The sequence below is a fragment of the Streptomyces sp. NPDC006314 genome, assembly GCF_040613075.1.
Lineage (GTDB): Bacteria > Actinomycetota > Actinomycetes > Streptomycetales > Streptomycetaceae > Streptomyces.
In genome coordinates this window covers 246,619-266,104 of record NZ_JBEXRL010000003.1, presented here as the reverse complement: position 1 = coordinate 266,104, position 19,486 = coordinate 246,619, and the positions used below count along the sequence as shown (strand labels likewise).

19 protein-coding genes are annotated in these 19,486 nt (G+C 68.5%); 9 read left to right on the top strand and 10 right to left on the bottom strand.

What is annotated here, in order from left to right:
* Positions 1-59: 59 nt before the first annotated feature.
* The 5 genes from ABZ079_RS06890 to dnaA all read right to left on the bottom strand — a co-directional run bounded on the left by ABZ079_RS06890 (position 60) and on the right by dnaA (position 7,020).
* The gene (locus tag ABZ079_RS06890; RefSeq protein WP_356938346.1) at positions 60-611 is read right to left on the bottom strand and encodes a DciA family protein; all 552 of its coding nucleotides are present in this window, start codon (positions 609-611) and stop codon (positions 60-62) included.
* A complete protein-coding gene (recF, locus tag ABZ079_RS06885) occupies positions 608-1,729 on the bottom strand; it encodes a DNA replication/repair protein RecF (RefSeq protein WP_356938345.1) in 1,122 nt (373 codons plus the stop codon). Before recF ends, ABZ079_RS06890 begins: the two co-directional genes overlap by 4 nt.
* Before the next feature lie 62 nt (positions 1,730-1,791).
* Entirely contained in the window at positions 1,792-2,667 is an 876-nt protein-coding gene (gene gnd, locus ABZ079_RS06880; protein WP_356938344.1) for a phosphogluconate dehydrogenase (NAD(+)-dependent, decarboxylating), read from the bottom strand.
* A 179-nt stretch (positions 2,668-2,846) separates the two neighbouring features.
* Entirely contained in the window at positions 2,847-3,977 is a 1,131-nt protein-coding gene (gene dnaN / locus ABZ079_RS06875; RefSeq protein ID WP_356938343.1) for a DNA polymerase III subunit beta, read from the bottom strand.
* A 1,093-nt stretch (positions 3,978-5,070) separates the two neighbouring features.
* Entirely contained in the window at positions 5,071-7,020 is a 1,950-nt protein-coding gene (gene dnaA, locus ABZ079_RS06870; protein WP_356938342.1) for a chromosomal replication initiator protein DnaA, read from the bottom strand.
* A gap of 395 nt (positions 7,021-7,415) precedes the next feature.
* On the opposite strand from dnaA, the gene rpmH reads away from it, so the two are divergent.
* From rpmH to ABZ079_RS06825, 9 genes are all read left to right on the top strand, one after another.
* Positions 7,416-7,553 (top strand): 50S ribosomal protein L34, encoded by a 138-nt coding sequence (gene rpmH, locus ABZ079_RS06865; protein WP_003956500.1) that lies wholly within the window; start codon positions 7,416-7,418, stop codon positions 7,551-7,553.
* Between the two features lie 21 nt (positions 7,554-7,574).
* Positions 7,575-7,946 (top strand): ribonuclease P protein component, encoded by a 372-nt coding sequence (rnpA, locus tag ABZ079_RS06860; RefSeq protein WP_356938341.1) that lies wholly within the window; start codon positions 7,575-7,577, stop codon positions 7,944-7,946.
* Positions 7,943-8,308, top strand: a complete 366-nt coding sequence (gene yidD, locus ABZ079_RS06855) for a membrane protein insertion efficiency factor YidD (protein WP_356938340.1) — start codon at positions 7,943-7,945, stop codon at positions 8,306-8,308. Before rnpA ends, yidD begins: the two co-directional genes overlap by 4 nt.
* Before the next feature lie 3 nt (positions 8,309-8,311).
* Positions 8,312-9,580 carry a membrane protein insertase YidC gene (gene yidC / locus ABZ079_RS06850; RefSeq protein WP_356938339.1) on the top strand — a complete coding sequence of 423 codons (1,269 nt, stop codon included), beginning with the start codon at positions 8,312-8,314 and terminating at the stop codon, positions 9,578-9,580.
* Between the two features lie 15 nt (positions 9,581-9,595).
* Positions 9,596-10,108, top strand: a complete 513-nt coding sequence (locus tag ABZ079_RS06845) for a R3H domain-containing nucleic acid-binding protein (RefSeq protein WP_356938338.1) — start codon at positions 9,596-9,598, stop codon at positions 10,106-10,108.
* A gap of 118 nt (positions 10,109-10,226) precedes the next feature.
* Positions 10,227-10,943: a 16S rRNA (guanine(527)-N(7))-methyltransferase RsmG gene (gene rsmG, locus ABZ079_RS06840; protein WP_356938337.1), complete on the top strand. Its 717-nt coding sequence runs from the start codon at positions 10,227-10,229 to the stop codon at positions 10,941-10,943.
* Between the two features lie 344 nt (positions 10,944-11,287).
* On the top strand, positions 11,288-12,361 hold the full coding sequence (locus tag ABZ079_RS06835; protein WP_356938585.1) for a ParA family protein: 1,074 nt from the start codon (positions 11,288-11,290) through the stop codon (positions 12,359-12,361).
* Positions 12,358-13,458 (top strand): ParB/RepB/Spo0J family partition protein, encoded by a 1,101-nt coding sequence (locus tag ABZ079_RS06830; protein WP_356938336.1) that lies wholly within the window; start codon positions 12,358-12,360, stop codon positions 13,456-13,458. Before ABZ079_RS06835 ends, ABZ079_RS06830 begins: the two co-directional genes overlap by 4 nt.
* A 319-nt stretch (positions 13,459-13,777) precedes the next feature.
* Positions 13,778-14,395, top strand: a complete 618-nt coding sequence (locus ABZ079_RS06825; protein ID WP_356938335.1) for a GNAT family N-acetyltransferase — start codon at positions 13,778-13,780, stop codon at positions 14,393-14,395.
* A 121-nt stretch (positions 14,396-14,516) separates the two neighbouring features.
* On the opposite strand, the gene trxA is transcribed toward ABZ079_RS06825, so the two are convergent.
* The 5 genes from trxA to ABZ079_RS06800 form a co-directional block, all read right to left on the bottom strand.
* Complete coding sequence (gene trxA, locus ABZ079_RS06820) at positions 14,517-14,849, bottom strand: thioredoxin (protein ID WP_356938334.1); 333 nt, start codon at positions 14,847-14,849, stop codon at positions 14,517-14,519.
* Between the two features lie 48 nt (positions 14,850-14,897).
* Positions 14,898-15,869: a thioredoxin-disulfide reductase gene (gene trxB / locus ABZ079_RS06815; protein ID WP_356938333.1), complete on the bottom strand. Its 972-nt coding sequence runs from the start codon at positions 15,867-15,869 to the stop codon at positions 14,898-14,900.
* A 148-nt stretch (positions 15,870-16,017) separates the two neighbouring features.
* Complete coding sequence (locus ABZ079_RS06810; protein ID WP_356938332.1) at positions 16,018-16,944, bottom strand: hypothetical protein; 927 nt, start codon at positions 16,942-16,944, stop codon at positions 16,018-16,020.
* Between the two features lie 5 nt (positions 16,945-16,949).
* Complete coding sequence (sigM, locus tag ABZ079_RS06805; protein ID WP_356938331.1) at positions 16,950-17,675, bottom strand: RNA polymerase sigma factor SigM; 726 nt, start codon at positions 17,673-17,675, stop codon at positions 16,950-16,952.
* A gap of 22 nt (positions 17,676-17,697) precedes the next feature.
* Positions 17,698-19,401 (bottom strand): protein kinase family protein, encoded by a 1,704-nt coding sequence (locus ABZ079_RS06800; RefSeq protein WP_356938330.1) that lies wholly within the window; start codon positions 19,399-19,401, stop codon positions 17,698-17,700.
* Positions 19,402-19,486 lie beyond the last annotated feature (85 nt).

The window sequence follows — 19,486 nt, the reverse complement described above, 5'->3', positions numbered from 1 at the left end:
CGCACCTGTTGTACGGAGGCACGGCGGCCCGCCGACGCGACCACAGGACGTGAGGTTCGTCACCCGTACGTATCGCCGGGACCGGTGCTCCCCGGAGCCCGCAGCGGGCCGTAGCGGCGGGCCGGGCCGCCCGGATTGAGCACCTTGATCATCCGCACGGTGCCGTGCCCGAGGTCCTCGTTGAGCCGGGCCACCAGCGTGGGTGCGAGCACCCGCAGCTGGGTCGCCCAGGCCGTCGAGTCGCACTGCACGGTCAGCACCCGCTCGTCCTCGTCGTACCGCTGCGGCACACAGTGCTTGGCCAGGTCCTCGCCGACGATCTGCGGCCAGCGGCCCATCACCCCGCCCACCGCCGCGGGGGTCTCCCAACCGCGCTCGTTGATCAGCCGGTTGATCGCGGAACCCAGTGCCATGGGATCGCGGCCGTCGGCGCGGGCACCGGAGCGCAGGCCACCACCGCGCCGCGCCTGCTTCTTCTGCCGCGCCGCGTCCCCACGCGCGCGCGCCTGTTCCCTCGCGGCGCGCAACGCCACGCGCGCGAGGTCGACGCCGGACGGTTCCCTCGTGCCGGAGTGTCGCTTCTGGTCCGGGGTGGGTTCCTCGGTGCTCATACGCGCTCCACCGTCCCGTCGGCCACCGCGTACCGGGCACCGGCCAGCACCTGCGGTACGTCGTCGTCCACGGCGGCGGTGACCAGCACCTGCTCGCCGGGCGCGACCAGCTCGGCCAGCCGCTCACGGCGGCGGGCGTCCAGCTCGGCGAACACGTCGTCCAGGATCAGTACCGGCTCGTTGCCCTCGGCGCGCAGCAGGTCGTACGAGGCGAGGCGCAGCGCGAGGGCGTAGGACCAGCACTCGCCGTGCGAGGCGTATCCCTTGGCGGGGAGCTGACCGAGTTTCAGCATCACATCGTCTCGGTGAGGCCCCACGAGCGTGACGCCCCGCTCGATCTCCTGCTTGCGCGCCTCCGCCAGAGCCGCCGACAGCTGGGCGTGGAGGTCCTCGCGCGTGTGGGCCTCGCCGGGCGCGGACGGCTTGTACTCCAGCGCGATGGGCCCGCCGCCGGGGGCCAGCTGCTCGTACGCCTTGTCGGCCAGCGGTTGCAGCGCGGCGATCAGGTCCAGACGCTGGGCGAGCAGCTCGGCACCCACGCCCGCGAGGTGCTGGTCCCACACGTCGAGGGTGGACAGGTCCATGGACCGGCCGCCGTGCCGACGGGCCAGTGCGGCCGTCTTCAGGAGCGTGTTGCGCTGCTTGAGCACCCGCTCGTAGTCGGAGCGCACGCCCGCCATGCGCGGGGAGCGCGCGGTGATCAGCTCGTCCAGGAACCGCCGCCGCTCACCGGGGTCGCCCTTGACCAGCGCGAGGTCCTCGGGCGCGAACAGCACGGTCCGTACGATGCCCAGCACGTCCCTCGGCCTGACCTGCGAGGACCGGTTGATGCGGGCGCGGTTGGCCCTGCCCGGGTTCAGTTCCAGCTCGACCAGCTGCTGCCGCTCGCCCTGCCGGACCTGCGCCCGGATCACCGCCCGCTCGGCGCCCATGCGGACCAGCGGGGCGTCGGAGGCCACGCGGTGGCTGCCCAGGGTCGCCAGGTAGTCGACCGCCTCGACCAGGTTGGTCTTGCCCTGGCCGTTGGGGCCGACGAAGGCGGTGACGCCCGGGTCGAGCGGGACCTCGGCCCGGGCGTACGAGCGGAAGTCGGCCAGCGAAAGATGCGTGACGTGCATGGTCGTTCCGCCGACCTCCCCCAGAGTGGTGATGGCTGTGGATCGCGGGGCGACCCTGTGGACTACTTCTTCTCTACGGCGTGGCCGCCGAACTGGTTGCGCAGAGCGGCGATCATCTTCATCTGCGGCGAGTCCTCCTGGCGGGAGGCGAACCGCGCGAACAGCGACGCGGTGATCGCCGGCAGCGGCACCGCGTTGTCGATGGCGGCTTCCACAGTCCAGCGTCCCTCACCGGAGTCCTGTGCATAACCGCGCAGGCCCTCTAGGTGCTCGTCGTCGTCGAGGGCGTTGACCGCGAGGTCGAGCAGCCAGGAGCGGATGACCGTGCCCTGCTGCCAGGAGCGGAAGACCTCGCGGACGTTCTCCACGGAGTCGACCTTCTCCAGCAGCTCCCAGCCCTCGGCGTAGGCCTGCATCATCGCGTACTCGATGCCGTTGTGGACCATCTTCGCGAAGTGGCCCGCGCCGACCTTGCCGGCGTGCACCGAGCCGAATCCGCCCTCCGGCTTGAGCGCGTCGAAGACCGGCTGCACCTTGGCGACGTTCTCGGCGTCGCCGCCGTACATCAGCGCGTACCCGTTCTCCAGGCCCCAGACGCCGCCGGAGACGCCGCAGTCGACGAAGCCTATGCCCTTGGCGGCCAGCTCCTCGGCGTGCTTCTCGTCGTCGGTCCAGCGCGAGTTGCCGCCGTCCACGACCACGTCGCCGGGTTCCAGCAGTTCGGCGAGCTGGTCGATCGTCGACTGGGTGGGCTCGCCGGCCGGGACCATCACCCAGACCACGCGCGGAGCGCTGAGCTTGCCCACAAGCTCTTCCAGGCTGTGGACATCCGCGAGGTCCGCGTTGCGGTCGTATCCGATGACGGTGTGGCCCGCGCGGCGGATCCGCTCGCGCATGTTGCCGCCCATCTTGCCGAGGCCGACGAGACCGAGCTCCATCAGTTGTGTTCCTTAGGTCGCTGTGTGGCGTGAGAGGCACCTTCGTGCCGAGCCGAGCCTAAACCCGGACGCTCACGCACAGCTGTGGGCATACGCGCTCATCCGTAGCCCTTCACCTGCGGATTCCCTCCACAGGCCGGGGGCGGTTCTCCACCGGCCTGTGGACGACCGTCGGCGGCTCAGCCGCTCAGCCGCACCGGCATGATCAGGTACTTGTACGCGTCGTCCGCCTCGGCGTCCAGCGCCGGCTTGCCGCTGAGCAGCGCGGGCTTGGTGGACGTGGTGAACGACAGCTGGGCCACCGGGGAGTCGATCGCGCTCAGGCCGTCCAGCAGGAACGTCGGGTTGAAGGCGATCGAGATGTCGTCGCCCTCCAGCTGGGCGTCGACCCTTTCCACAGCCTGTGCGTCGTCGCTGGAGCCGGCCTCCAGGATCAGCACACCCTGCTCGAAGCTCAGCCGCACCGGAGTGTTCCGCTCGGCGACCAGGGCCACACGCTTGACGGCCTCGACGAAGGGCGCGGTCTCGATCACGGCGACGGAGTTGAACTCGGTCGGGAACAGCGTGCGGTACTTCGGCAGGTCACCCTCGAGCAGCCGCGTGGTCGTACGACGGCCCGCGCCCTCGAAGCCGATCAGGCCCTCGCCCGCGCCCGAGCCGGCCAGCGCCAGCGTGACGCTGTCACCGGCACCGAGCGACTTGGCGGTGTCCAGGAGCGTCTTCGCCGGGACCAGGGCGACGGCGGAGGCGTCCGGGTTCTCCGGCTTCCACAGGAACTCGCGGACCGCGAAGCGGTAACGGTCGGTCGAGGCCAGGGTGACCGTGTCGCCCTCGATCTCGATGCGCACACCCGTGAGGACGGGGAGCGTGTCGTCACGGCCGGCGGCGATGGCCACCTGGGAGACGGCGGCGGCGAAGACCTCACCGGGGACGGTGCCGGTCGCGTTCGGCATCTGCGGCAGCGCCGGGTACTCCTCCACAGGCAGGGTGTGGAGGGTGAAGCGCGAGGAGCCGCAGACCACGGTCGCCCGTACACCGTCTGTGGAGATCTCCACCGGCCGGTTGGGAAGAGCGCGGGAGATGTCGGCGAGCAGGCGGCCGGAGACGAGGACGGTGCCGTCCTCCTCGACCTCCGCGTCGACGCTGACGCGCGCGGAGACCTCGTAGTCGAAGCTCGACAGGCTCAGCTGGCCGTCCTCGGCCTTGAGCAGAAGGCCGGCGAGGACAGGCGCCGGCGGACGGGCCGGGAGGCTGCGTGCCGCCCAGGCCACTGCCTCCGCGAGTACGTCGCGTTCCACCCGGATCTTCACCGTAAGCCGCCTCCTGCTTGTTGCTACTGAGTCCTCCGACTCGGTGTCACCGCCCACTGCGAAGGGAAGGACACCGGGGACCAGTCTGACGCACCGCACTGACAGTAGGTGCCTGTCGGGGTCAAGTCGCTCCGAGGGGCAGCCGGGCTCGAGACGGCGAGTTGTGCACAGGCCCCGCTTCGAAACGGATTCCCAGCTCTCTCTAGTCGGGAGTAGTAGTAGGGCCTGTGGATACCGTGGATAACCTCGTTTGCCCAGCTCACAGCCCAAATTTTGTCCACTGGCCCTGTGGGCGGAGGCGGTGGACAACTAGGGGTGTCTGTGGAGAACAGAAAGTTCTGCACACACCGCCCACAGCCCGAGGGCAGTTCTCCCCAGCTGTGTCCCCAGGTTTACCCGCGTTTCCCACACCCCAACCCGGCACCTTCGTGTGACGCCTTTCACTCGACGCGGTGAGCAGGAGCGTCGGGTTGCCGAACAGTGGACAGGCATGTGGAGAAGCCGGGGATCGCTGGGGACAACCGCCCCCAGCCTGTGGGGTGCCGGTGGACAACTTCGTGCACAGCCTGTGGATCTCCGCTCTGTCCACAGCCTGTGGGGATCGCTCGTCCACGATTCCACAGGCAGCTGAGCTGGGCGGACGCTGTATGAACAGGCTCCCTGTGGACGCAGCTCGGGACAACTCCCCAGTCCCCAGGATGTGGACGGCAGAAAGTCACCGAATCTGTGGAGAGTGGCCGTAACCAGGCACGTAATCGAACACTCGGTGGCGAACGGGAAACACCTCACAGCCCGCGCGGGCCTTCCACAGCGCTGTGGGCAGAGCTGTAAGCGCCGTTCCGACACACCCATCCGCGGGCGTGCCGGTGCCGGGCGGCACCGCTGGGGCCGCTTGGCCGCCGCTGGAACGCCGAAGGACGCCTCGGGACGTCGGAGGACGCCTCGGGACTTCGGAAGTCGTCTCGGGTGTGGCGGAAGTCGTCTCGGGGGCGGGCGGATCCCGCCGGGGCGTCGCAGAATGCCCCCATGACGCCGGAAGGCGCCCCCGGGATCCGCTCCCGAGGGCGCCCTCAGCGCTGTCGTACGGCCCGCGTCAGCCGTTCTTGATGCGGTTCGTCAGCTCGGTCACCTGGTTGTAGATCGAGCGCCGCTCGGCCATCAGCGCGCGGATCTTGCGGTCGGCGTGCATGACGGTCGTGTGGTCGCGGCCGCCGAACTGCGCGCCGATCTTCGGCAGGGACAGGTCGGTCAGCTCACGGCACAGGTACATGGCGATCTGCCGGGCCGTGACCAGCGCGCGCCCGCGTGAGGTGCCGCACAGGTCCTCCACCGTGAGCCCGAAGTAGTCCGCGGTGGCCGCCATGATGGCCGGCGCGGTGATCTCGGGGGCACTGTCCTCGCCGCCGGGGATCAGGTCCTTCAGCACGATCTCGGTGAGGCCCAGATCCACCGGCTGCCGGTTGAGCGAGGCGAACGCCGTCACCCGGATCAGCGCACCCTCGAGCTCACGGATGTTGCGCGAGATCCGTGAGGCGATGAACTCCAGCACCTCCGGCGGCGCGTTCAGCTGCTCCTGCACCGCCTTCTTGCGCAGGATCGCGATGCGCGTCTCCAGCTCGGGCGGCTGGACGTCGGTGATCAGGCCCCACTCGAAACGGTTCCGCAGCCGGTCCTCCAGTGTGACCAGCTGCTTGGGCGGCCGGTCGCTGGAGAGCACGATCTGCTTGTTGGCGTTGTGGAGCGTGTTGAAGGTGTGGAAGAACTCCTCCTGCGTCGACTCCTTGTCCGCGAGGAACTGGATGTCGTCGACGAGCAGGATGTCCATCTCGCGGTAGCGCTTGCGGAAGCTGTCGCCCTTGCCGTCGCGGATGGAGTTGATGAACTCGTTGGTGAACTCCTCCGAGCTGACGTACCGCACGCGCGTGCCGGGGTAGAGGCTGCGCGCGTAGTGCCCGATCGCGTGCAGCAGGTGCGTCTTGCCGAGGCCCGACTCCCCATAGATGAACAGGGGGTTGTACGCCTTCGCGGGCGCCTCGGCGACGGCCACCGCGGCCGCGTGCGCGAACCGGTTGGAGGCGCCGATGACGAACGTGTCGAAGAGGTACTTCGGGTTCAGGCGGGCCGTCGGCTCACCGGGGCCGCTCGCCGGGGCGGGCTGCGCGGCCAGCGGACCGGGGGCGCCGGTCGCGGGCACGTCCGGGCGGCCGGGGCCACCCCGGTGCGCCGGGCCGCCGCCCGCCGGCTGCTCGGGCAGCTCACGGCGGACGGGGTCGCGCTGGTCGTACTCGGTCCGGGCCGGCTCGTACTCGGAGCGACCCGAGTCGTAGTCCCGGCGGGAGGGTTCGTAGTCCGTCCGCTGGCTGTCGTAGTCGCCGCGCTGCTCGTACGGCGGGCGGTCCATGCTCTGCGGGCGGTAGTCCTGGGACGGCGAACCGTAGGTGTCCCGTCCGGAGCCGTAGGTGTCCTGTGACGACGGCGACGCGTAGGGGTCCCGCTCCGGGAAGCCGAGCCGCGGCTGCTGCCAGCCGTACTCGTCCTGCGCGGGGCGCGGCCAGGCGCCGGGCTCGGGGCGCTGGTACTCGGAGGGGTACGCGGGCCGGGCCGTGGGGAGCTGGTCGGCGCGCGGCTGGGGCTCGGTGCCCGGCAGCGGGTCGGCTGCGCGGTGACGGCCGTAGCCCTCGTACTGTCCGGAAGGCGGCTCCGGCTCCTCGTAGCGCGACTTGGGGGCCTGCTGCACGGGGGGCGCCGCCGGGGCCGGCGGTTCACCCGCGGAGTCGTCCACAGTGATCGCGATGCGGATGGGACGGCCGCACTCGCGGCTCAGAGTCTCGCTGACGACCGGAGCGAGACGGCCCTCGAGTACACCCTTCGCAAACTCGTTCGGTACGGCGAGCAGGGCGGTGTCCGCGACCAGCGCCAGCGGCTGGCAGCGGCGGATCCAGTGCTCGTCCTTCGCCTCGACACCCTGTCCGCGGCCCTCACCGAGGAGCTGTTCGAGTACTCGTGGCCACACTGCGGCAAGATCGGCAGGTACGTCAGCCACAGGGCACGCTCTCTCACAGGTCCCACGAACGTGTGGTAGTGGGACGGGTCGGGATGAATCCGGGTCGGCGGGCGGGGGTGATCCCGCTCGGCCGGGGACAAAGGAACGAATCGGAGTTCAGCCACGGTAGTCAGCGCGGCGGGTGCGGTTCAAGTTGTTGTCCCCAGCCTGTGGATAGTGTCTCTGAGTGAGCCCCGGTTTGACCGGATGGCGTAGCCCCGCGTACCGTAACCAGGTCGAGTTGTCGATGGCTGCTGCCGCCTGCCTCCGATGGGCACAGATCACTTCAGGTGATCGGGAAGCGGTGCACTCGGGCGTGACGCGAGCTACTCGTGGGCGCACGGTGACAGCCAGGACGGCACCCCGCCACTACCGATTCTTTCTGGAGCCCCCGAGTGAGCAAGCGCACCTTCCAGCCGAACAACCGTCGTCGCGCCAAGACCCACGGCTTCCGGCTGCGTATGCGCACCCGTGCCGGCCGCGCGATTCTCGCGTCCCGCCGCAGCAAGGGTCGCGCCCGCCTGTCCGCCTGATCCCGATCAGGTCATGACGTCGTGCTGCCCACCGAGAACCGGCTGAGGCGGCGCGAGGACTTCGCGACCGCGGTACGACGAGGTCGTCGGACTGGCCGTCCGACCCTCGTTGTCCACCTTCGTAGCGGTGCCACGGACCCGCACGCGCCAGGGGAGAGCGCTCCCCCGACGCGTGCGGGTTTCGTCGTGAGCAAGGCCGTGGGTGGTGCGGTTGTGCGCAACAAAGTGAAGCGCAGACTGCGCCATCTGATGCGTGACCGAGTCGCCCTATTTCCCCCCGGTAGCCTGGTAGTCGTACGAGCGCTGCCCGGATCGGGCGACGCAGACCACGCACAGCTGGCCCGAGACCTGGATGCCGCCCTTCAGCGGCTGCTGGGAGGGGGTGCGCGATGAAGTACCCACTACTGGCTCTGATCAAGCTGTACCAGTGGACGATCAGTCCACTGCTCGGGCCGGTGTGCAAGTACTACCCGTCGTGCTCCCACTACGGCTACACGGCCATCGACCGGCACGGTGCGATCAAGGGAACGGCACTCACCGCCTGGCGCATCCTCCGGTGCAATCCGTGGTCGCTCGGCGGTGTGGACCATGTCCCGCCGCGCAAGCGCCCGCGGTGGCACGAAATGCTGCGCAACGCTTGGCGTGCACGCAGGGGCGGGCCCTCCGCCGCCGACCCGGCCACCGAAGAGAAGCTCTCTTCCGAGCTTCCTCCGAGCCCGGCCGCAGAGACTTCGTCCCATGCCCAAGGAGCATGATTAGTGGACACGATTGCCAGCCTCTTCAGCTTCATCACGACACCCGTTTCATGGGTCATCGTCCAGTTCCACGCGGTGTACGGCGCCATCTTCGGTCCTAACACCGGTTGGGCCTGGGGCCTGGCCATCGTGTCCCTGGTGATCCTGATCCGCATCTGCCTGATCCCGCTCTTCGTGAAGCAGATCAAGGCGACCCGGGCCATGCAGACGCTCCAGCCCGAGATGAAGAAGATCCAGGAGCGCTACAAGAACGACAAGCAGCGTCAGTCCGAAGAGATGATGAAGCTGTACAAGGAGTCGGGTACCAACCCGCTCTCCTCGTGCCTTCCCATCCTGGCGCAGTCCCCGTTCTTCTTCGCCCTGTACCACGTGCTCAACGGCATCGCCTCGGGCAAGAAGATCGGCGTCATCAACGACTCGCTGCTGGAGAGCGCCCGTCAGGCGCACATCTTCGGGGCCCCGCTCGCCGCGAAGTTCCGGGACGGCTCCGACACGATCCAGGCGCTCGGTGCCTCGGTCACCGACGTGCGCGTCGTGACCGTGCTCATGATCGTCCTGATGTCGGCATCGCAGTTCTACACGCAGCGCCAGCTGATGACGAAGAACGTCGACACGACGGTGAAGACGCCGTTCATGCAGCAGCAGAAGATGCTGATGTACGTCTTCCCCCTGATGTTCGCCTTCTTCGGCATCAACTTCCCCGTCGGTGTCCTGGTCTACTGGCTGACCACCAACGTGTGGACCATGGGCCAGCAGATGTACGTCATCCGCAACAACCCGACCCCGGGTTCCAAGGCTCAGGCCGCCTACCTGGAGCGTCTGACCAAGCACGTCACGCACCACGGCAAGGTCCGTCGCCGGAGCGAGAAGTCCATCGTCAAGGCGATCGTCGCCAAGGGCCGCGACCGCAACGAGTTCGAGCGCAAGTTCATCAACGCCCTGAACAAGGCCGGCCTCGCCGCCCAGGCCGACGGCACCGTGGTGAAGAGCACGGTCCAGGCCGCGGTGCAGACCGAGGACGGCGCGACCACCACGACGGCCACCGCCGCCGCTGCCCGGCGCCAACAGCCCAAGCGTCAGTCCAAGGCCCAGCGTCAGTCCGGGCCCAAGCAGGCGGGCGACTCCCTTTCGCTGGAGAAGTCCGACGAGCCGCAGGACGCCAAGCCCGCCGCCAAGCAGTCCCAGAAGCCCAGCTCCGGCACCCGCAGCAAGGCCCAGTCCGGCCAGCGCAAGGGTGGCCCGCAGCGGCCCAAGTCCCCGTCCAAGAAGTAAGAAGGAGCCCATCCCGTGACGGAAGGCACCACCTCCGCCGCTGCCGAGGGTGCAGACACCCTCACCCGCCTGGAGCAGGAGGGTGAGATCGCGGCGGACTACCTGGAGGGTCTGCTGGACATCGCCGACCTCGACGGCGACATCGACATGGACGTCGAGGCCGATCGCGCCTCCGTGTCGATCATCAGCGACACCGGCACTCGTGACCTGCAGAAGCTGGTCGGCCGGGACGGCGAGGTGCTGGAGGCGTTGCAGGAGCTGACGCGCCTGGCCGTGCACCGGGAGACCGGCGATCGCAGCCGGCTCATGCTGGACATCGCGGGCTACCGGGCCAAGAAGCGGGCCGAGCTGTCCGAGCTGGGCGCCAAGGCCGCCGCCGAGGTGAAGAGCACCGGCGAGTCCGTGAAGCTCAAGCCGATGACGCCGTTCGAGCGCAAGGTCGTGCACGACGCGGTCAAGGCCGCGGGACTGCGCAGCGAGTCCGAGGGCGAGGAGCCGCAGCGCTTCGTCGTCGTGCTTCCCGCCTGATCGGCACCCCACGTGCCACCGGCCCCGTCTGTTGAGCAGACGGGGCCGAACTTTGTCAGCCTGGTAGTTCTGGTGGCCGGTGCGCGAAGCACCGGCGCTGTACGGAAGGACGGTCCCCGTGACGGAGGCAGCGGAGCTTCCCCCCGCGCCCGAAGAGGCGCGGGAAGTGTTCGGTGAGCGCTTCGCCGATGCGGTCCGCTACGCGGAGCTGCTCGCCGAGGCGGGAGTGAAGCGGGGGCTGATCGGCCCGCGAGAGGTGCCCCGCCTGTGGGAGCGGCACCTGCTCAACTGTGCGGTGCTCTCCGAGGCGGTCCCCGAGGGAGTGACCGTCTGTGACGTGGGCTCCGGCGCCGGGCTGCCGGGGATCCCGCTGGCCCTGGTCCGGGAGGACCTGAACATCACCTTGCTGGAGCCCCTGCTGCGGCGCACCAACTTCCTCACCGAGGTCGTCGAGCTGCTGGGCCTGGACCACGTCACCGTGGTGCGTGGCCGTGCCGAGGAGGTTCTGGGCAAGCTGCCGCCCGTCCATGTGGTGACCGCCCGGGCCGTGGCCCCGCTGGACCGCCTGGCCACATGGGGCATTCCGTTGCTGCGCCCGTACGGCGAGATGCTCGCGCTCAAGGGCGACACCGCCGAGGAGGAGCTGAAGGCCGCGGCCACCGCACTCAGCAAGCTCGGCGCAGTGAAGACGTCCATCCTGCATGTGGGTGAGGGCGTCGTGGACCCGCTGTCCACTGTCGTTCGCGTCGAGGTCGGGGAGAGCCCGGGTGGTGTGCGCTTCGCGGCGAAGCGAGCGAAGGCGGCCAGGACGGGGCGGACGCGCAGGCGTCGTTGAGCGGGCCCGGTGCCGGGCCGGACGTATTAATCATCCGCACTGATCCGTCCTGACGACGAGACGTACTCCACACAAGCTGCCAAAGCTACGCAGGACGGAGTGTCGCAAGGGTTCGGTCGCGCCCGCTGTGCATCGTGTTTCACGTGAAACGTCGCTCACTGCTGCACGGCATCATCAGTCGCGGCCGCGCTGCGGCCGAACCGCGCGACCGGAAACCTCTCGGATCACTCGGAGAGGACACCGTTTCCCCGGGCACTCGGGCCCCCGCGAGGGGCGCGGGGTTGTCCACAGAGGTGGATTTCTCCACAGAAGACCAGGCCTCACTGGTTCACGACCCCGAAGACATGGGAGGCTCTGTTCATTGCGAGCCTGAAGTCGAGGAGAGTGAATCCTTGCGGTCCGACGCCAACATCGCGGGACCGATGACCGATCCGGTCCCCGGTCCCCGTACCGAATCGATGGGAGCGGATGTTTCACGTGAAACACCGCCCCCGATGGACGACACTCCCATCGGTCGTGCTGCCCAACTGGCGGTGGAGGCTCTCGGCCGCGCCGGCGAAGGTCTGCCGCGGCCGGAGCAGACCCGAGTCATTGTTGTCGCCAACCAGAAGGGCGGCGTGGGCAAGACGACGACGACCGTCAACCTTGCCGCTTCACTGGCTCTGCATGGTGGCCGTGTCCTGGTGATCGACCTCGACCCGCAGGGCAACGCATCCACGGCACTGGGGATCGACCATCACGCCGAAGTACCCTCTGTTTACGACGTGTTGGTGGAGAGCAGACCTCTCGCCGAGGTCGTCCAGCCCGTCCCCGATGTCGAGGGCCTCTTCTGCGCCCCCGCCACCATCGATCTTGCCGGTGCGGAGATCGAGTTGGTGTCCCTCGTGGCCCGGGAGAGCCGGTTGCAACGCGCGATCCAGGCGTACGAGCAGCCGCTGGACTACATCCTCATCGACTGTCCGCCCTCGCTGGGCCTGTTGACGGTCAACGCGCTGGTCGCGGGGCAGGAGGTCCTCATCCCGATCCAGTGCGAGTACTACGCGCTCGAGGGCCTCGGTCAGCTGCTGCGCAATGTGGACCTGGTGCGCGGGCACCTCAACCCCACGTTGCATGTGTCGACCATCCTGCTCACCATGTATGACGGCCGGACGCGTCTCGCCTCGCAGGTCGCGGAAGAGGTGCGCACCCACTTCGGTGACGAGGTGCTGCGAACGAGCATCCCCCGCTCGGTCCGTATCTCCGAGGCGCCTAGCTACGGGCAGACGGTGCTGACTTACGATCCTGGATCGAGTGGTGCTCTCTCTTACCTTGAGGCCGCCCGAGAAATCGCGCTGAAGGGCATCGGCATCGGCTATGACGCTAGCCAGGCCCATATCGGCGCCCAGAACGACCCGAGCATGGTGAAGGGGATCCAGTGAGCGAGCGACGGAGGGGGCTGGGCCGTGGACTCGGCGCACTGATCCCCGCAGCCCCGGCCGAGAAGACGCCGGCCTCTGCCGCGATGGGGGCCGGAGCGTCCACCTCCCCCGCGGCCGTGCCGATGCTGACGACCGACCGTGGTGTGGCCGCGGCAAAGGTGGCCACCCTGCCGCCTGCCTCACAGGAAACCGAGGAACCCTCGGCGGGCCCGGTCGTGGAGACGCCCGCTTCTCCAATGGGCGCCCACTTCGCCGAGATCCCCCTCGACGCCATCACGCCGAACCCGCGTCAGCCGCGTGAGGTGTTCGACGAGGACGCCCTTCAGGAGCTGGTGACCTCCATCAAGGAAGTCGGCCTCCTGCAGCCCGTCGTCGTGCGGCAGCTGGGACCCGCCCGCTATGAGTTGATCATGGGCGAGCGGCGCTGGAGGGCCTGCCGCGAGGCAGGTCTGGAGGCCATCCCGGCCATCGTCCGGGCCACCGAGGACGAGAAGCTCCTCCTGGACGCGCTGCTGGAGAACCTGCACCGCGCGCAGCTGAACCCGATCGAAGAGGCAGCCGCCTACGATCAGCTGCTGAAGGACTTCAACTGCACCCATGATCAGTTGGCCGACCGGATCGGGCGTTCCCGCCCACAGGTCTCCAACACCCTGCGTCTGCTCAAGCTCTCGCCGACCGTCCAGAAGCGGGTGGCCGCTGGAGTGCTGTCGGCCGGCCATGCCAGGGCGCTGCTGTCCGTCGAGGACTCCGAGGAGCAGGACCGGCTGGCGCACCGCATCGTGGCCGAGGGGTTGTCGGTGCGGTCTGTGGAAGAGATCGTGACGCTGATGGGCTCGCGGCCTCAGAGGGCCTCGCGCTCCAAGGGTCCGCGGGCCGGTTCCGTGCTCTCTCCGGCGCTGAGCGAGCTGGCGACCCGGCTCTCGGACCGCTTCGAGACGCGGGTGAAGGTCGAGCTGGGCCAGAAGAAGGGCAAGATCACCGTCGAATTCGCCTCCCCGGACGACCTGGAGCGGATCCTCGGCACCCTGGCTCCGGGTGAGAGGCTGGCCCTTCAGAAGACCTCACGGGAGGACGACACGGAGGAGACGGACGACTGATCAGGCGGTGCCGCCCAGGTGTTCAAAGAAGCGGGCTGTGTCCGGTGCACACCGGACACAGCCCGCTTCTTTGCTTTGAGACGGTATCGAGTGAATCGCATCGTGGATACGATGCGATCAGGTATGGCGCATCCACCGGACAGCATCTGCATCTCTGAGTCGGAAGCGGGGCCATGCGATCGATGAGCCGCACCGGACTGGTGAGCGCGGGCCTGAGCCTTGGAGCGGTCGGCGGATTCGTCGGCAGCCTGCTCAGGGAACGCAGTGCTCTGACAGCCGCTCGCGATGCGGCGGGCGAAGGAAGCGAGGAACAGCCTTCATGGGGCGTCGGCTCGTGCCGCTCACGCTGGACAACCTTCAGGACCTTCCCACGCGTTGTCGTTCGTGTGTCTTCTGGGAGCTGGACCCCGTCAGCGGCGAAGCGGCGGTGAAGGCCGGCACGTCCGCGCTGGAGAAGGAGGCCTGGATCTCCGCCGTCCTGCTGGACTGGGGGTCGTGCGGCCGCGTGGCGTACGTCGATGATGTGCCGGTGGGTTTCGTGCTCTACGCTCCGCCGGCCTATGTCCCGCGCTCGACGGCCTTTCCCACGAGCCCGGTCTCACCAGATGCCGTGCAGCTGATGACAGCGTTCATCATGCCCGGGTATCAGGGGCAGGGGCTGGGCCGGGTGCTCGTGCAGACGGTTGCCAAGGATCTGCTGCGTCGGGGCTTCAAGGCGATCGAGGCCTTCGGAGACGCTCGCTGGAAGGAACCCGCCTGCCTGCTGCCCGCCGACCATCTTCTGGCCGTGGGCTTCAAGACGGTGCGGCAGCATCCGACGTACCCCCGGCTTCGGCTGGAACTGCGGTCGACGCTCTCCTGGAAGGAAGACGTGGAGATGGCGCTCGACCGGCTTTTGGGGGCAGTTCAGAAGGAGCCGGCGCTGAGACCGCTGTAGCGGTCGGCGGCATCCTAGAACCACAACAAGCGAATGGGCCGACCCTAGGTGGGTTGGCCCATTCGTGTTTCACGTGAAACATGCGCAGCCGACTGCCGACGGCACCGTTCGGCTCTTCGCCTTACTTGGTGATGAACTCCTCCAGGTCGCGCACGATCGCGGCCTTGGGCTTGGCGCCGACGATGGTCTTGGCGACCTCACCGCCCTGGTAGACGTTCAGGGTCGGGATGGACATGACGCCGTACTTGGCGGCAGTGCCCGGGTTCTCGTCGATGTTGAGCTTGACGACCTCGATCTTGTCGCCGTACTCGGCCGCGATTGCCTCCAGGGACGGGGCAATCTGGCGGCACGGGCCGCACCAGGCGGCCCAGAAGTCCACCAGGACGGGCTTGTCGCTCTTGAGGACGTCCTGCTCGAAGGTATCGTCGGTCACATTCTTCAGGGTGCCGGCCACGGCGGGCTCCTTGTCTCGTTCGTGTGGTGGGGCGGGAGGAGGGGAAGGTCAGACGGCGGCGGTCTTCTCGGGCTCCGCCTTGTCCTCGTCCGCGAGGGCGGCGAGGAAGCGCTCGGCGTCCAGGGCGGCGGAGCAGCCGGTGCCGGCCGCGGTGATCGCCTGCCGGTAGGTGTGGTCGACCACGTCACCGGCGGCGAAGACACCCGTCACATTGGTACGGGTGGACGGGGAGTCGACCTTCAGGTAGCCCTCCTCGTCCAGGTCCAGCTGGCTCTTGAACAGCTCGGTGCGCGGGTCATGGCCGATCGCGATGAACAGACCGGTAACCGGCAGATCGGACAGCTCGCCGGTCTTGAGGTTGCGCAGCTTCAGACCGGAGAGCTTCTGTTCGCCCTGGATCTCGGCGACCTCGCTGTCCCAGACGAACTTGATCTTCGGGTCGCCAAAGGCGCGCTCCTGCATCGCCTTGGAGGCGCGCAGCGTGTCCCGGCGGTGGACGATCGTCACGGACTTGGCGAACCGCGAGAGGAAGGTGGCCTCCTCCATTGCGGTGTCACCGCCGCCGATCACGGCGATGTCCTGGTCCTTGAAGAAGAAGCCGTCGCAGGTGGCACACCAGGAGACGCCGCGGCCGGAGAGTGCGTCCTCGTTCGGCAGGCCGAGCTTGCGGTGCTGGGAGCCGGTGGTGACGATGACCGCCTTCGCCTGGTGGACCGTGCCCGCGGTGTCGGTAACGGTCTTGATCTCACCGGTCAGGTCGACGGAGACGATGTCGTCCGGAACCAGCTCGGCGCCGAACCGCTCGGCCTGCGCGCGCATGTTGTCCATGAGCTCGGGGCCCATGATGCCGTCGCGGAAGCCCGGGAAGTTCTCCACCTCGGTGGTGTTCATCAGCGCACCGCCGGCGGTGACAGCGCCCTCGAACACCAGGGGCTTCAGCGACGCGCGCGCGGTGTACAGCGCGGCCGTGTAGCCTGCGGGCCCGGAGCCGATGATGATCACGTTACGGACGTCGCTCACGGCTTGATTCCTCGTCTCTGGTCTGCGTCATTCGACCGGTGGGAGCGCCTTTCGGGACTCTCACCCCACCCAACGGATCCTACGGGGCCTGCATTCCCGAAGTGTCCGGGCACACGCGTGGGCGCACGCGACTGACGGATCCAGCGGATCAAGGCCGGGCGAAGGACTGCTTCAGGAGAACCTTGCCGGCGGAGGCGGGCTGCTGGCGGACGCAGGCCGCGTCGATGACATAGACAGTGACACGCGTGGTCTTCTCAGTGTCCGGCACGACGACCAGATACGCGGGCTTCCCCTCGTACGTTCCCGTCTTGGCCGCGAGGACAGCGTCGCTCCGACGGAGTGACTGCCGGACACAGTCGGGGACCGCGGGGTCGGTCTGAATGAGGGTGTTCGCGCTCTCGGTTGCCCCCGGGGTGTTCTGCCCGGTTCCGCTGTCTCCTCGAGGCGACTGGCTGTCGGCGCCGCGTCGAGTGTCCTTCTTGGCGGAGAGGAGATCCTTCATCTGGCTCTGGATGCTGTTGCCCGAGAAGGGCCCAGCGGAAGGTGTCTGCTGCCCGTGCGCAGTAGTGTCGCCGGAGTGGTCACCGAACGACTGCAGGACCAGCGACCCCGCCCCCAGAACCGCTGCGGTGAGGACGGCACCTAGGACCACGCGCCTCTGACGCCGACCGCGGTCGCGCCCCTTGCGTCCTGGACCGGTCGCCGCCTGCGGACGTCCGGACGGCCGATCGGAGGGAGCCGGCGTTTCACGTGAAACATGACCCTTCTCATCCTCGCGAGCCGACTCGGTCAGGCCGGAGACCGACGCGTTCACCCTGTCCGGCGCCGAGGCACCGAGCAGTGCCTCGGCAGCGAGAGCGGCATCGATACGTCCGGCCACGTCAGCCGGCATGCCCTCCACCTCCGGTACGGATCCCAGCAGGCCCCGGATCTCTTCCAGCGAGGCATGAACGTCCGCACACAGCTCGCACGTCTCCAGGTGGCGCCGTATGTGCGTGCTGCGGTCCGGCGAGAGCAGGCCTTCGGTGAGGTCGGAGATCTCCGCGACGTCCGGGTGCCCGGCCGTGTCTGTCATGGAAGTCACGCTCGCCCACCTCCGCCCTTCACTACGGCTGAATCGCTCGGTCCCGTGACTCCGGGGCTTCCACTCGGGGACCCCGTTGCCGGTGGGACGGATGTCCCCGTCGCCCGGTTCCGTCCCCGGCCGGATTCTTTTCCGCCTCCGGCACCCTCGGGTCGTAGATGGGTGAGCAGGGGCATCAACCTGGCTCTGCCCCGGGAGCAGCGGCTCTTCACCGTCCCCGTCGGCACATCGAGGATCCGAGCGGCCTCTGCCACGGGGTAGCCATGCATGTCCACGAGCACCAGAGCGGCCCGCTGCTCGTGCGGGAGGGTGCCGAGCGCTTCGAGGAGCTGGCGGTGGACATCGTTCCGCTCGGCCGGCGCCGAGGCCGACTCGTGCGGCTCCAGCAGCTGCTCCAGTCGCTCGGTGTCGTCGACCGGCGCGGTTTTCCGCGTAGCCGCCTTGCGGGCCCGGTCCAGGCAGGCGTTCACCGTGATGCGGTGCAGCCATGTGGTGACAGCCGACTGCCCGCGAAAGGTGTGAGCGGCCCGGTAGGCCGACACCAGAGCGTCCTGAACCGCGTCAGCGGCCTCCTCACGGTCCCCCAGAGTCCGCAGCGCAACCGCCCAGAGCCGATCCCGATGCCGCCGCACGATCTCACCGAAGGCATCGGGGTCGCCTTCCACATGGCGGGCGAGCAGGTCCTCGTCTCGTGCGTCGCCGTATCCGACACCATCTGCCATCGGGCCCCTCCCTGGGGGGAACCTAGCTGGTGACCTTGATATCGGCCACTCTGCCGCGCCATTTGCCGTCGTCCGGCTGCAAGGGCAGTTTGGTCAGCCACACGAGGAGGTACCGGGTCTTGAAAGCTTTACCGGGCTTGAGTTCCACACTCGACCCCGAGCCCCGGGCGACCTTGGTGTAGTCGCCGAACGATGTGGGTTCCGATCCGGCGTCGGCACTCGCACTGCGGAGTTCGACCGAGGTCTCGCCCATGAAGGTGACCGTCACCTTCCCGACCTGCTGGGCTTTGCCGAGATCGAGGATGACGCCGACGCCCGACTTCAGGTTGCCGAACGCCGGGCTCAGATAGAAATCCGTCTGCCAGTAACTCGCGGTGCTGTTGTCGTAGACCTTCCCTATGTCGCCCGGCTTTTCGGACTGGTCCCTGCTGAACGGGTCGAAGTCACGAGCGCCCTTGATGGCGATCGGTTTGCCGGAGGCAGGCTTCTTCGGGCCCTTGTCGCCGCCGTCCTGCGTCTGCGTGTTGTTGGTGTCGTTCGACTTGTCACTCTGGTCCATCAGCGCGTCCGCCAACTGCCAGCTGCCGAGGCCGAGGGCGGCGATGAGGAGTGCCGACACCGCCCACTTCAGGGCCTTGCCGGTGCGGCTCTGCAGCGGGGGCGGTGGAGGCGTGATCGGCTGGGTGACGCCAGGGTGCGGCGCCGGACGGCCGTAGGTTCCCTGCTGGTACGTCGTGCGCTGGTACTCCGGCGGCGCGGTGAACGCCGGCTCCGGCGGGCGGATGCGCGGCATCTCACCGATCGCCTTGACCAGCTCCTCCGGCGTGGTGCACGCAGCCTCGTGACGGGACGCGGTAGCCCCGTCGTTGACCAGTGCGCGCATGGCCAGTTCGGACAGGCCGCGGTGGACGCCCGCCCGTACCTGGTCCGGTGCGATGAGCCCGATGTCCTTGGGAAGGCCGGACAGACCGTACGCGTCGTTCTCGTACGGCCAGCGCTGGGTCAGCGTCGCGTACAGCAAGGCGCCGATCGCCTCGGTGTCCGTGCGCTGTGGGGTGTCGGAGCTGATGCCCCGCAGCGCGGCGTTCACGGCGAGGCCGCGGATGCGCCACTGGCCGGTGGACGTGCGCAGAACGGCGTTCGGGTTGAGCCGCAGATGGGCAAGGCCTTCGCGATGAGCGGCGGCCATGGCGGAGGCGATCTGAGTGACCATCTGGTAGGCGTCGTGCGGCTCCAGCGGGCCGGCCGCGAGAAGTGTGGTCAGCTCGGTGGCGTCGGGCAGCCACTCGTGCACGACGTAGACGAGGTCGTTCTCCTCGACGGCGTCGAGGACCTGGACGAATCGGGGATCGCCGAGCAGCGCGGAGGAACGGGCGGCGGCCAGGACGGAACGGGCCCGCGCGTGGTCCGCGGGCAGGATGTGAACGCCGACGGCGCGACGGAGTTTCTCGTCGACCGCACGCCAACTGCTGAATCCGTCCAGACGGGTGACGCACTCCTCCAGCCGGTAGCGTCTGGCGAGCTTGTGACCGCTGTGCAGTTCGGGTGGGGCGGCCTTCTGCCCGGGACCCTCGATTCCGCCGCTCCCCTGCGCCTCTTCGCTGTCCGTGTCCCGCTCCGGGTTCTTGGCCACCCCGTCGGCCGTGGACTGGTCCGCCTTGGCGGTCAGCGGTTGATCGCCGCTGTTGTCTGCCACGTCGACGGCAGCCGTGCTCCGTTCCGCCACCGTCGTCCCTGCCTCCCCATCCGTTGCACGCTGTTCGACGCCGAAACCAATTGTGCCCACAGTCCGTCGCAATGCACGACACACA

What these genes read in the sequence shown, in the direction of transcription:
- sigM (WP_356938331.1), bottom strand. Translation starts at nt 17,675, where the DNA reads ATGGCAGATGGTGTCGGATACGGCGACGCACGAGACGAGGACCTGCTC.
- ABZ079_RS06810 (WP_356938332.1), bottom strand. Translation starts at nt 16,944, where the DNA reads ATGACAGACACGGCCGGGCACCCGGACGTCGCGGAGATCTCCGACCTC.
- yidD (WP_356938340.1), top strand. Translation starts at nt 7,943, where the DNA reads ATGAAGTACCCACTACTGGCTCTGATCAAGCTGTACCAGTGGACGATC.
- ABZ079_RS06825 (WP_356938335.1), top strand. Translation starts at nt 13,778, where the DNA reads ATGGGGCGTCGGCTCGTGCCGCTCACGCTGGACAACCTTCAGGACCTT.
- recF (WP_356938345.1), bottom strand. Translation starts at nt 1,729, where the DNA reads ATGCACGTCACGCATCTTTCGCTGGCCGACTTCCGCTCGTACGCCCGG.
- gnd (WP_356938344.1), bottom strand. Translation starts at nt 2,667, where the DNA reads ATGGAGCTCGGTCTCGTCGGCCTCGGCAAGATGGGCGGCAACATGCGC.
- ABZ079_RS06890 (WP_356938346.1), bottom strand. Translation starts at nt 611, where the DNA reads ATGAGCACCGAGGAACCCACCCCGGACCAGAAGCGACACTCCGGCACG.
- ABZ079_RS06835 (WP_356938585.1), top strand. Translation starts at nt 11,288, where the DNA reads ATGGGAGGCTCTGTTCATTGCGAGCCTGAAGTCGAGGAGAGTGAATCC.